This is a genomic window from Pseudomonas sp. Tun-23181 (assembly GCF_057415455.1).
The window spans coordinates 4375645-4388723 of the sequence record NZ_CM171630.1 but is presented as its reverse complement, the minus strand read 5'-3'; the positions used below and the strand labels follow the sequence as shown (position 1 = coordinate 4388723).

The window sequence follows — 13079 nt, the reverse complement described above, 5'->3', positions numbered from 1 at the left end:
CGCCCGACAAGAACAAGCAGGAGAACCACCATGGCAAGAAAGATCAGCTACCAGCAGGCCATCAACGAGGCGCTGGCCCAGGAAATGCGCCGTGACAGCACGGTATTCATCATTGGCGAGGACGTGGCCGGCGGCGCCGGTGCGCCAGGCGAGGACGATGCCTGGGGCGGCGTGCTGGGCGTGACCAAGGGGCTGTACCACCAGTTCCCCGGCCGGGTACTGGATGCACCGCTGTCGGAGATCGGCTACGTGGGGGCCGCCGTCGGCGCCGCGACCCAGGGCCTGCGCCCGGTGTGCGAACTGATGTTCGTCGACTTCGCCGGTTGCTGCCTGGACCAGATCCTCAATCAAGCAGCCAAGTTCCGCTACATGTTCGGCGGCAAGGCCGTGACCCCGCTGGTGCTGCGCACCATGTACGGCGCCGGCCTGCGCGCGGCGGCCCAGCACTCGCAGATGCTCACCTCGCTGTGGACGCACATCCCAGGCCTGAAGGTGGTCTGCCCCTCCTCGCCATACGACGCCAAGGGGCTGCTGATCCAGGCGATCCGCGACAACGACCCGGTGATCTTCTGCGAGCACAAGCTGCTCTACGGCATGCAAGGCGAGGTCCCGGAAGAGGTCTACAGCGTGCCCTTCGGCGAAGCCAACTTCCTGCGCGATGGCGACGACGTGACCCTGGTGACCTACGGGCGGATGGTCCACGTGGCGCTGGAGGCGGCCAATAACCTGGCCCGCCAGGGCATCGACTGCGAAGTGCTGGACCTGCGCACCACCAGCCCGCTGGATGAAGACAGCATCCTCGAAAGCGTGGAGAAGACCGGCCGCCTGGTGGTGATCGACGAAGCCAACCCGCGCTGCTCCATGGCCACCGACATCAGTGCGCTGGTGGCGCAGAAGGCCTTCGGCGCCCTCAAGGGGCCGATCGAGATGGTCACCGCACCGCATACCCCGGTGCCCTTCTCCGATGCCCTGGAAGACCTGTACATCCCCGACGCGGCGAAGATCGAGACCGCCGTACGCAAGGTGATCGAAGCCGCGAGGAGTGCCGCATGAGCCAGATCCATACGCTGACCATGCCCAAGTGGGGCCTGTCGATGACCGAGGGCCGGGTCGACACCTGGCTCAAGCAGGAAGGCGATGAAATCAACAAGGGCGACGAAGTGCTGGACGTCGAGACCGACAAGATCAGCAGCAGCGTCGAAGCCCCGTTCAGCGGCGTGCTGCGCCGCCAGGTGGCCAGGCCCGACGAGACCCTGCCGGTGGGCGCCCTGCTCGCCGTGGTGGTGGAGGGCGAGGCCCAGGAGTCCGAGATCGACGCCGTGGTGCAACGCTTCCAGGCCGAGTTCGTCGCCGAGGGCGGCGGCGAGCAGGCCCAGGGGCCGGCTCCGCAGAAGGCTGAGGTCGGTGGCCGCCTGCTGCGCTGGTTCGAGCTGGGCGAAGGCGGCACGCCGCTGGTGCTGGTGCACGGGTTCGGTGGCGACCTCGACAACTGGCTGTTCAACCACCCGGCCCTGGCTGCCGAGCGCCGGGTCATCGCCCTCGACCTGCCTGGCCATGGCGAATCGGCCAAGGCCCTGCAACGGGGCGACCTGGATGAACTGAGCGAAACCGTGCTGGCCCTGCTCGATCACCTGGACATCCCCCGCGCCCATCTGGTCGGCCACTCCATGGGCGGCGCGGTGAGCCTGAACGTCGCGCGCCTGGCGCCGCAGCGGGTGGCCAGCCTGGGCCTGATCGCCAGCGCGGGGCTTGGCCAGGCGATCAACGGCCGGTACCTGCAAGGCTTCGTCGAGGCCGGCAACCGCAACGCGCTCAAGCCGCAGATGAGCCAACTGTTCGCCGACCCGGGGCTGGTGACCCGGCAAATGCTCGAGGACATGCTCAAGTTCAAGCGCCTGGAGGGCGTCGACACGGCCCTGCGCCAGTTGGCGGCGGCCATCGCCGACGGCGACCGGCAGCGCCACGACCTGCGCGGCGTGCTGGGCCAGTTGCCGGTGCTGGTGGTCTGGGGCAGCGAGGACGCGATCATCCCGGCCAGCCATGCCGAGGGGCTGGAGGCGGAGGTCGTGGTGATCCCGGGGGTGGGGCACATGGTGCAGATGGAAGCGGCGGAGCAGGTCAACCAGCAGGTGCTGGCGTTCCTGCGCAAGCACTGAGTGTGCCGGGGGCCGCTGCGCGGCCCATTCGCGGGCAAGCCCGCTCCCACAGGTTCACCGCTGCCCGTGAGAGCGGCGCTGTGCCTGTGGGAAGATTACCCAGCCCATCGGGCTGCGCTGTCGCGCAGAGAACAGGGACCGAATGGGCAACACAGCCTGTGTGGGAGCGGGCTTGCCCGCGAATGGGTCGCGAAGCGGCCCCAGCGATCTCAACCTTGTCAGACATTTCCGAACTTGGAACCAAACACTTCAGCCCACCATGTCTGGCGAACTATCCTACGCAACTGCCGGAAACCGCCGCATTGTTAGGGCAATACCATGGGGATAACTTCACCGGGTCGTCACATTTGGCGACCGGGTGTGAGAAACCCGACCTGCACTGCTACGGCATCGCTTCATGGCAGCCATGCGCGGGCAGACTTCGGTCTGGCCGGGTTTCCAGTGCACCGGTTTTCTCACCCCGCGTACGGCTGCCACCTTTGTCCGTGAGAAAGATCCAGGTGGTCGCTCCTGCCACGCACTGGAGATCCATCATGAAGAAGACCGTCCCCGACCCGCCCCATCTTGCCCATCCCATCCCCCTCAACGACGCCCCAGCCCCGAAAGCCTGCTCGACCGCCGGCCGCGAAACCTTCATGGAACTGTTCCGTATCCAACCCGGCGTCCCTCTCGAACATGCCCTCTGCGAGCTGTCGGTGCTGCTGGGTTGCATCCGCCACCTGTCCACCGAGGCGGAGATGGAAGGCGACCTGATCGCCGGCAGCGCCGCGCGGATTCTCAGCGGCTTCGCCAAGGCACTGATCGACGACATCGAGCGCGGGATGCACCGGCACCCCTGACCAGGCGCTGCCCTCCCGGCCGCGGCGCGGCCCATTGCCCGCGCCCGGCCAAACCGTCCTGCACAAACCCCACGCACTCAAGTAAACTGCCAGGCTTCGCGCAGCCCTGGGCTGCCCCTGTCGATTTACCAAAGGTGCCCGCCATGCCCTGGCTGCAAGTACGCCTGGCCATCAGCCCGGAACAAGCCGAAACCTACGAAGACGCCCTGCTCGAAGTCGGTGCCGTCTCGGTGACCTTCATGGACGCCGAGGACCAGCCCATTTTCGAACCGGACCTCAACACCACCCCGCTGTGGTCGCACACCCATCTGCTGGCCCTGTTCGAGGCCGATGCCGAGCCTGAGCAGGTGTTCGCCCACCTGCGCCTGCTGACCGGCGCCGAGCTGCCGGAGCACCACGCCGAGGTGATCGAGGACCAGGACTGGGAACGCAGCTGGATGGACAACTTCCAGCCCATGCGCTTCGGCCGCCGCCTGTGGATCGTCCCGAGCTGGCACGAGGCCCCGGAAAAGGACGCGGTGAACCTGCTCCTGGACCCGGGCCTGGCCTTCGGCACCGGCACCCACCCGACCACCGCCCTGTGCCTGGAGTGGCTCGACGGCCAGCAGCTCGAAGGCACCCAGGTGCTGGACTTCGGTTGCGGCTCGGGCATCCTGGCCATCGCCGCCCTGCTGCTGGGCGCCCGCGAGGCAGTGGGCACCGACATCGACGTGCAAGCCCTGGAGGCCTCGCGTGACAACGCCGGGCGCAATGACATCGCCGACCAGCGGCTGGCCCTGTACCTGCCCGAACAGATGCCGGCCCTGCAGGCCGACGTGCTGGTCGCCAACATCCTCGCCGGCCCTCTGGTTTCGCTAGCCCCGCAGTTGTCCGGCCTGGTCCGCCCCGGTGGCCTGCTGGCGCTCTCCGGCATCCTCGCCGAACAAGGTGAGGAAGTGGCCGCCGCCTATGCCGCCGACTTCGAGCTCGACCCGATCGTCGAGCGCGACGGCTGGGTGCGCATCAGTGGTCGCCGCCGCCCGGCAGGCCTAGAATAAATCCCTGCACCAGCCCTCCGGATCGCCGCATGACCGACAGTTTCGTCACCCAGTGCCCGCATTGCCAGACCAGCTTTCGCGTCACCCACCACCAGTTGAGCGTGGCCCGTGGCGTGGTGCGCTGCGGCCACTGCCTGCAGGTGTTCAATGCCGCCAAGCAACTGTTGGAGCAGAACCGCGCCGCAGGCGCGCAAGCGGCTCCGGCCCCGGCTGCAGCGCCAGCGCCAGAGCCAACACCTGAGCCGGCCAGCCAGCGCCCGGTCGTGGACCAGGAGGACTGGACCCTCACGGCGCAGGCGCTGGATGACCTCGACCTGGACCAGGAGCTGGCCCGCCTCGAACAACGCGATACCCCAGCCGAACGCCAGGAGGCCCCACGCGCCGAGGCCTTGCAGGCCCGCCGCGACGCCCCCGACGACGAAGCGCACAGCGACGCCCCCTTCGGCACCGCGACCGACGAGCAGCCCGACCTGCACCCTGTCGACGAGCCCGCCCCCGTACTGGTCGAACAGGAAGACCTCGACCTGGAGCCAGCACCGGGCGATCGCACCGAGCCGACCCTGGGCAGCAACCTGGACCTGGACGACGAAGAGCCCCACACCTTCACCCCGCTTTCCGACCCGCGGGGCGAACACTTGTCGACCGACGACGAAGTCCCGCAAATGGGGCTTTCGGCACTGGACGACGAGGAACGTGGCCTCCATCTGTCGGCGCACGACGACGATGACGATGCCCGCCACCTGCCCGACGAACGGCTGGAGCCGGGGCTGGCCGCCCGGCCCGAGCGCCCGACGCGCAAGGAGCCGTTGGTACACGTGGTCGACGACCCGTTGCAGCTCGACTGGCACAAGCCCCGCCCCAACTGGGCCAAGCGCCTGCTGTGGGGCGTGCTGACCCTGCTGGCCGCTGGCCTGCTGGCGTTCCAGTACGTCTGGTACCACTTCGACGAGATGGCCCGCCAGGACCAGTACCGCCCCTGGTTCCAGCAACTGTGCCCGCTGCTCGGCTGCCAGGTGCCGACCCGCGTGGACATCTCGCGGATCAAGAGCAGCAACCTGGTGGTGCGCAGCCACCCGGACTTCAAGGGTGCGCTGATCGTCGATGCGATCATCTACAACCGCGCGCCCTTCGCCCAGCCGTTCCCGCTGTTGGAGCTGCGTTTCGCCGACCTCAACGGCCAGCTCATCGCCAGCCGTCGCTTCAAGCCCAGCGAGTACCTCTCGGGCGAGTTGGCCGGGCGCGGCGAGATGCCCAGCCAGACCCCGATCCACATCGCCCTCGACATCCTCGACCCCGGCCCCAAGGCGGTGAACTACAGCCTCAGCTTCCGCTCCCCCGAATAAGCCGCAAGCTGCAAGAAAAAGCGCACCGAGCCTCGGCTTACGGTCTCTTGCAGCCCTCATAAGCGACGAGCTGCAGGCCTCGCGAGAAAGCGCACGGTGCTCCGGCCCCCGCTCTCTTGCCGCTTGAAGCGCGCAGCTTGCAGCTTTCGCTATAAGCCTCGAGCTGTTCAGATTTTATCCAAATCCATCTTTATCCGGTCACCGAGAGCGGGTATCATGCCAACCCTTTTTCGGACTCCAATGATTCGGCCCCACAACAGGGAACACCTATGTCGGCGGTACGCATCGGCCCTTATACACTGCGAAACAACCTGATCCTCGCGCCCATGGCCGGGGTCACGGACCAACCTTTGCGCACGCTCTGCCAACGCCTGGGGGCGGGCATGGTGGTGTCGGAGATGGTGACCAGCGACATGAGCCTGTGGAACAGCCGCAAGTCGCGCCTGCGCCGCATCCACGAAGGTGATCCCGAGCCACGCTCGGTACAGATCGCCGGTGGCGATGCGCAGATGCTGGCGGCCGCGGCCCGGGCCAACGTCGAAGCCGGCGCCCAGATCATCGACATCAACATGGGCTGCCCGGCGAAAAAAGTCTGCAACAAAGCCGCAGGCTCTGCTTTATTGAGAGATGAAGCCTTGGTCAGCGAGATCCTCCATGCCGTCGTCGGCGCCGTGGAGGTCCCGGTGACCCTGAAGATCCGCACCGGCTGGGACCGGGCGAACAAGAACGGCCTGAACGTGGCGAAGATCGCCGAACAGGCCGGCATCCAGGCGCTTGCGGTGCATGGCCGCACACGCGCCGACCTGTATACCGGCGAAGCCGAATACGACACCATCGCTGCCATCAAGCAAGCGGTGTCGATCCCGGTTTTCGCCAACGGCGACATTACCTCGCCAGAAAAGGCCCGGGCGGTGCTGGACGCCACCGGTGCCGACGGCCTGCTGATCGGCCGTGCCGCCCAGGGGCGGCCGTGGATCTTCCGCGAGATCGAGCATTACCTGCGCACGGGCGAGCATCTGCCAGCCCCGGGGCTGGAAGAAGTGGAACGCATTCTGCTGGAGCACCTGGCCGCGCTGCATGCCTTCTATGGCGATGTGATGGGTGTACGTATCGCCCGCAAGCACGTTGGCTGGTACCTGGCGACACGACCTGGCGGCAAGGAGTTTCGCGGCCGGTTCAACGCTTTGGAAGACACACAAGCGCAGTGCGCCAACGTTCGCGCGTTTTTCCGCGAGCGTCGACAGAGCCTTGAGACAGAGGACGGACAAGGGGTGGCCGCATGACGATGATGACCGAGACTTTAGTGAGTGGAACAACGCCCGTGAGCGACAACGCCAATCTCAAGCAGCACCTCAACACGCCGAGCGAGGAGGGCCAGACCCTGCGCGACAGCGTGGAGAAGGCGCTGCACAACTATTTCGCCCACCTGGAAGGCGCCACCGTCACCGACGTCTACAACCTGGTGCTCTCGGAAGTCGAGGCGCCGCTGCTCGAAAGCGTGATGAACTACGTCAAGGGCAACCAGACCAAGGCCAGCGAGATGCTCGGGCTCAACCGTGGCACCCTGCGCAAGAAGCTCAAGCAGTACGACCTGTTGTAAAGCCAGAATCCCAATCAGAAAAGGCGGCTCCCCTAAAGAGGCGCCTTTTTTGCTGAATCCACCGCGTTATGGAATCCGAAATGACCGACCAGACTACCCGCCTGCCGATCCGCCGCGCCCTGATCAGCGTCTCCGACAAGACCGGGATCCTCGAGTTCGCCCGTGAGCTGCAACAGCTCGGCGTCGAGATCCTGTCCACCGGCGGTACCTACAAGCTGCTCAAGGACAACGGCGTGAACGCGGTGGAAGTGGCCGACTACACCGGCTTCGCCGAAATGATGGACGGCCGGGTCAAGACCCTGCATCCGAAGATCCACGGCGGCATCCTCGGCCGGCGCGGCATCGACGACGCCATTATGAACGAGCACGGCATCAAGCCGATCGACCTGGTCGCCGTCAACCTGTACCCCTTCGAGGCGACCATCGCCAAGCCCGGCTGCGACCTGCCGACCGCCATCGAGAACATCGACATCGGCGGCCCGACCATGGTCCGTTCGGCGGCCAAGAACCACAAGGACGTGGCCATCGTGGTCAACGCCAGCGACTACGCCCAGGTCCTGGAAAACCTCAAGGCCGGTGGCCTGACCTACGCCCAGCGCTTCGACCTGATGCTCAAGGCCTTCGAGCACACCGCTGCCTACGACGGCATGATCGCCAACTACATGGGCACCATCGACCAGTCGAAGGACACCCTGTCCACCGAAGGCCGCAGCGAATTCCCGCGCACCTTCAACAGCCAGTTCGTCAAGGCCCAGGAAATGCGCTACGGCGAGAACCCGCACCAGAGCGCGGCGTTCTACGTCGAGGCCCGCAAGGGCGAGGCCAGCGTCTCCACCGCCCTGCAGTTGCAAGGCAAGGAACTGTCGTTCAACAACGTGGCCGACACCGACGCCGCGCTGGAGTGCGTCAAGAGCTTCGTCAAGCCGGCCTGCGTGATCGTCAAGCATGCCAACCCGTGCGGCGTGGCCGTGGTCCCCGAGGACGAGGGCGGCATCCGCAAGGCCTACGACCTGGCCTACGCCACCGACACCGAGTCGGCCTTTGGCGGCATCATCGCCTTCAACCGCGAGCTGGACGGTGAAACCGCCAAGGCCATCGTCGAGCGCCAGTTCGTCGAAGTGATCATCGCGCCGAAGATCTCCCAGGCCGCCCGTGACGTCGTGGCCGCCAAGCAGAACGTACGCCTGCTCGAGTGCGGCGAATGGCCAGCCGAACGCGCCGCCGGCTGGGACTTCAAGCGCGTCAACGGTGGCCTGCTGGTGCAGAGCCGCGATATCGGCATGATCACCGCCGATGACCTGAAGATCGTCACCAAGCGCGCCCCGACCGAGCAGGAAATCCACGACCTGGTGTTCGCCTGGAAAGTGGCCAAGTTCGTCAAGTCCAATGCCATCGTGTACGCCAAGCAGCGCCAGACCATCGGCGTCGGCGCCGGCCAGATGAGCCGCGTCAACTCCGCCCGCATCGCCGCCATCAAGGCCGAGCACGCCGGCCTGCAGGTACAGGGCGCGGTCATGGCCTCGGACGCCTTCTTCCCGTTCCGTGACGGCATCGACAATGCGGCTAAAGTGGGTATCAGCGCTGTCATCCAGCCAGGTGGCTCGATGCGTGATGCCGAGGTGATCGCCGCGGCCGACGAAGCCGGTATCGCCATGGTGTTCACCGGCATGCGCCACTTCCGCCACTAAGTTGTTACGCGGATCTCCGGGCTGGTGGTGGAGCTTGTGGGAGCGGGCTTGCCCGCGAATGCGGCGGTGAAGGCACCATCGTATTCGCGGGCAAGCCCGCTCCCACAGAGATCCCCGCCAGCATGGAGATCCCCTGAATTCAGCGTCATCGAGGTTTTGACATGAAAGTTTTGATCATCGGCAGCGGCGGCCGTGAGCACGCCCTGGCCTGGAAAGTCGCCCAGGACCCTCGGGTCGAGAAGGTCTACGTTGCCCCGGGCAACGCCGGTACCGCCACCGAAGCCAAGTGCGAGAACGTCGCCATCGACGTCACCGCCCTGGAGCAACTGGCCGACTTCGCCGAGAAGAACGTGCAGATGACCATCGTCGGCCCCGAGGCGCCGCTGGTCGCCGGTGTCGTCGACCTGTTCCGCAGCCGTGGCCTGGACTGCTTCGGCCCAACCAAGGGCGCGGCCCAGCTGGAAGGCTCCAAGGCCTTCACCAAGGACTTCCTGGCACGCCACAAGATCCCCACCGCCGACTACCAGAACTTCACCGAGATCGAGCCGGCCCTGGCCTATCTGAAGGAAAAGGGAGCGCCGATCGTCATCAAGGCCGACGGCCTGGCCGCGGGCAAGGGCGTGATCGTCGCCATGACCCTGGAAGAAGCCGAAGCCGCGGTGCGTGACATGCTCGCCGGCAACGCCTTCGGCGACGCCGGTTCGCGCGTGGTGATCGAGGAGTTCCTCGACGGCGAGGAAGCCAGCTTCATCGTCATGGTCGACGGCCACAACGTGCTGCCCATGGCCACCAGCCAGGACCACAAGCGCGTCGGCAACGCCGACACCGGCCCGAACACCGGCGGCATGGGCGCCTACTCCCCGGCCCCGGTGGTGACCCCGGACGTGCACCAGCGCGTGATGGACCAGGTGATCTGGCCGACCGTGCGCGGCATGGCCGAGGAAGGCAACGTCTACACCGGCTTCCTCTATGCCGGCCTGATGATCGACAAGGCGGGCAACCCCAAGGTCATCGAGTTCAACTGCCGTTTCGGCGACCCGGAGACCCAGCCGGTCATGCTGCGCCTGGAGTCGAGCCTGGTGCTGCTGGTCGAGGCGGCCTTCGCCAAGGCCCTGGACAAGGTCGAGGCCCAGTGGAACCCGCAGCCGAGCCTGGGCGTGGTCCTGGCCGCCGGCGGCTACCCGGGCGACTACCAGAAAGGCGCGGCGATCAGCGGCCTGGACGCCGCCGCCCAGCTGGACGGCAAGGTATTCCACGCTGGCACCGCGCTGAAGGACGGCCAGGTCGTGGCCAACGGCGGGCGCGTACTCTGCGCCACCGCCCTGGGCGACACCGTCGAGGCTGCCCAGCGCCAGGCCTACCGCCTGGCCGAGCAGATCCAGTGGGACGGCAGCTTCTACCGTACCGACATCGGCTACCGGGCCATCGCCCGCGAGCGTGGTGAGCACCAGCAGTAACCTGCACCGGATCGCCGTGCCGCCTTGGGCGCACGGCCTCCGGCTCGTCGACAGGGCCCCCGGGGGGCCTTGCCTTCGCCTTGGCGCGCCGCGCATAGTTGTTATCCGGCACATCAGCTAAGAAGGGACTTCGTCTTGCGTCGGCTTCGGATTGCCATTGCCCTGTTCGTCAGCCTGCTGACCCTGCTCTGCCTTCCTCCGGCCTCGGCCGAACCAGGTGGTGGCTGGTCCGTTCTGCTCGACGAGCAGGCCAACCTGCAATTGAGCGACGTGCGCTCCGACCGCTACCGCAACCAGTTCAGCCCCCTGCAACTGTTCGAGCTCAACGCCGCCTCTGCCGACCAGGCCCTGTGGCTGCACTACCGGCTCGAGCCCCGGGAGCAGGAGCGCCTGCTGCGCATCTTCGCCCCCGACCTGTCACGCCTGGACCTCTACGCCCTGGATGGCGAAAAACTGCTGCGCCAGCTGCACCACGGGCGCCAGGGCGGCAATGCCAGCCCCACCCTGCGCGGCAGCGACCATGTGCTGCCCCTGCCCAACAGCCCCCATGCGCTGGACATCTACGTGCGCCTGGTCTCGGAGCATCAGCTGCGCCCAGCCATCAGCCTGGAGGATGCGGCCTCGGCCGCCACCGACCAGAGCCAACCGCTGCTGTTCGGCCTGCTGTTCGGCGGGCTGGCCATGCTCATCCTGCACAACCTGATCCGTTTTCTGTACACGCGCTCCAGCACGACCCTGGTCCTGGCCCTCTACCACGGCCTGATGCTGCTCAGCGCCCTGATCCTGCTCAACCTCAGCGGCCCCTGGTGGCAGCTGTGGCACAGTGCCCAGACGCCCGCCGCCTACCTGACCCTGGTGCTGGCGGGCCTTGCCGGGCTGTACTTCACCCTGCGTTTCTTCGGCCCCTGCAGCTCGCCCAGGCTCAACCGCCTGCTGCATGGCGAAATGCTGGTCGTCGCGGTCAGCGGCCTGGTGCTGCTGTTCGTCGACACCCTGCCGCTCAACCTGATGACCTACGCCCTGCTCGCCCTCGGCAGCGTGAGCATGCTGCTGGCCAGCGCCTACCACTGGTACAAGGGCTACGGGCCGGCGCGCCTGTTCACCGTCGCCATGCTGGTGTTCAACCTCGGCGGCCTGGTGCTGCTGCCGGCCTTGCTGGGGCTCACCCGCACCTCGACGCCCTGGCTGCTGTGCATCCTCATGGGCCTGACCGTGGCCAGCGGCCTGCTGCTCAACCTGGCGGTCAGCGAACGCCTGCGCAAGATCAGCGACGAGCGTTACCGCGCCAGCCGCGCCCTGGCCGCCAGCGATGCCGAGATCAACGCCAAGGCCGAGTTCCTGGCCAAGATCAGCCACGAGATCCGCACGCCGATGAACGGTGTGCTGGGCATGACCGAGCTGCTGCTCGGCACGCCGCTGTCGGTCAAGCAGCGCGACTACGTGCAGACCATCCACAGCGCGGGCAACGAGCTGCTGACCCTGATCAACGAGATTCTCGACATTTCCAAGCTCGAGTCCCGGCAGATCGAGCTCGATGATGTGCAGTTCGACCTCAACGCGCTGATCGAGGACTGCCTCAACATCTTCCGGGCCAAGGCCGAGCAGCAGAACATCGAGCTGATCAGCTTCACCCAGCCCCAGGTGCCGCGGGTCGTCAGCGGCGACCCGACGCGCCTGCGCCAGGCCCTGTCGAGCCTGCTGGAGAACGCCCTGAAGAACACCGTGCAAGGCGAGATCCTGCTGGTGGTGGCCCTGGACCAGCGCGGCGATGTCCCGCGCCTGCGCATCGCCGTACAGGACAGCGGCGAACCGATGCCCTCGGCCGAGCGCGACGCCCTGTTGCAAGCCGAGCTGCACAGCCACCAGTTCCTCTCCAGCAGCAAGCTCGGCGGGCACCTGGGGCTGATCATCGCCAAGCAACTGATCGGCCTGATGCAGGGCGAGTTCGGCATCAAGAGCAGCACCAGCATGGGCAACACCCTCTGGCTGACCTTGCCCCTCGACCCGCTGCGCCTGGAGCAGCCGCCTGCCGACCTGGACGGCCCGCTGCGCGATGCGCGGGTGCTGGTGGTGGACGACAACGACACCTGCCGCAAGGTCCTGGTGCAGCAGTGCAGTGCCTGGGGCATGAACGTCAGCGCCGTGCCCTCGGGCAAGGAGGCCCTGGCCCTGCTGCGCACCAAGGCGCACCTGCGCGACTACTTCGATGCCGTGCTGCTGGACCAGAACATGCCCGGCATGACCGGCATGCAACTGGCGGCCAAGATCAAGGAAGACCCGAGCCTGAACCACGACATCCTGGTGGTGATGCTCACCGGCATCAGCAATGCGCCAAGCAAGATCATCGCGCGCAACGCCGGGGTCAAGCGCATCCTGGCCAAGCCGGTGGCCGGCTATACCCTCAAGACCACCCTGGCCGAAGAGCTGGCCCAGCGAGGCCGCGAGCAAGCCGCCCCACCCTCCCTGGCCGGCACGCCACCACCGCTGGACCTGCCCAGCGATTTCCGCGTGCTGGTCGCCGAGGACAACAGCATCTCGACCAAGGTCATCCGTGGCATGCTCGGCAAGCTCAACCTCGAGCCGGATACCGCCAGCAACGGCGAGGAAGCCTTGCAGGCAATGAAGGCGCGGCGCTATGACCTGGTGCTGATGGACTGCGAGATGCCGGTGCTCGACGGTTTTTCGGCCACCCAGCAACTGCGCGCCTGGGAAACCGCCAACCAGCGCCAGCGCACCCCGGTGGTGGCGCTGACCGCGCACATTCTCAGCGAGCACAAGGAGCGTGCGCGCTTGGCCGGCATGGACGGGCACATGGCCAAGCCGGTGGAGCTGTCGCAACTGCGCGAGCTGATCCAGTTCTGGGCGAGCCAGCGGGCCGCCACCTCGGACCCGTTGCAGACATCCTGAGATTCAGGGGCGCTCCCCGCGATTGCCGCGCCGCCGCTGCGACTGCTGATAC

At 66.7% G+C, this 13079-nt stretch carries 10 protein-coding genes; all 10 read left to right on the top strand.

The window, feature by feature from the left end; all coding sequences use genetic code 11:
• The first annotated feature begins 30 nt into the window (after positions 1-30).
• The 10 genes from ACDI39_RS20800 (at position 31) to ACDI39_RS20755 (ending at position 13027) form a co-directional block, all read left to right on the top strand.
• A complete protein-coding gene (locus ACDI39_RS20800) occupies positions 31-1053 on the top strand; it encodes an alpha-ketoacid dehydrogenase subunit beta (RefSeq protein ID WP_225790510.1) in 1023 nt (340 codons plus the stop codon).
• Positions 1050-2156, top strand: coding sequence for an acetoin dehydrogenase dihydrolipoyllysine-residue acetyltransferase subunit (locus ACDI39_RS20795; protein WP_225790511.1), 1107 nt, complete (start codon positions 1050-1052; stop codon positions 2154-2156). Before ACDI39_RS20800 ends, ACDI39_RS20795 begins: the two co-directional genes overlap by 4 nt.
• 533 nt (positions 2157-2689) lie before the next feature.
• Entirely contained in the window at positions 2690-2995 is a 306-nt protein-coding gene (locus tag ACDI39_RS20790; protein WP_253081006.1) for a DUF3077 domain-containing protein, read from the top strand.
• Between the two features lie 143 nt (positions 2996-3138).
• Positions 3139-4032 carry a 50S ribosomal protein L11 methyltransferase gene (gene prmA, locus ACDI39_RS20785; protein ID WP_225790632.1) on the top strand — a complete coding sequence of 298 codons (894 nt, stop codon included), beginning with the start codon at positions 3139-3141 and terminating at the stop codon, positions 4030-4032.
• A 29-nt stretch (positions 4033-4061) separates the two neighbouring features.
• Positions 4062-5375 carry a DUF3426 domain-containing protein gene (locus tag ACDI39_RS20780; protein WP_225790631.1) on the top strand — a complete coding sequence of 438 codons (1314 nt, stop codon included), beginning with the start codon at positions 4062-4064 and terminating at the stop codon, positions 5373-5375.
• Positions 5376-5644: 269 nt separating this feature from the next.
• A complete protein-coding gene (dusB, locus tag ACDI39_RS20775) occupies positions 5645-6658 on the top strand; it encodes a tRNA dihydrouridine synthase DusB (RefSeq protein ID WP_225790630.1) in 1014 nt (337 codons plus the stop codon).
• Entirely contained in the window at positions 6655-6975 is a 321-nt protein-coding gene (gene fis / locus ACDI39_RS20770; RefSeq protein WP_008093076.1) for a DNA-binding transcriptional regulator Fis, read from the top strand. Before dusB ends, fis begins: the two co-directional genes overlap by 4 nt.
• 80 nt (positions 6976-7055) lie before the next feature.
• A complete protein-coding gene (gene purH / locus ACDI39_RS20765) occupies positions 7056-8663 on the top strand; it encodes a bifunctional phosphoribosylaminoimidazolecarboxamide formyltransferase/IMP cyclohydrolase (protein ID WP_253081005.1) in 1608 nt (535 codons plus the stop codon).
• Positions 8664-8824: 161 nt separating this feature from the next.
• Positions 8825-10120, top strand: coding sequence for a phosphoribosylamine--glycine ligase (purD, locus tag ACDI39_RS20760; protein WP_225790628.1), 1296 nt, complete (start codon positions 8825-8827; stop codon positions 10118-10120).
• A 135-nt stretch (positions 10121-10255) separates the two neighbouring features.
• Positions 10256-13027: a hybrid sensor histidine kinase/response regulator gene (locus ACDI39_RS20755; protein ID WP_253081003.1), complete on the top strand. Its 2772-nt coding sequence runs from the start codon at positions 10256-10258 to the stop codon at positions 13025-13027.
• Positions 13028-13079: the final 52 nt, after the last annotated feature.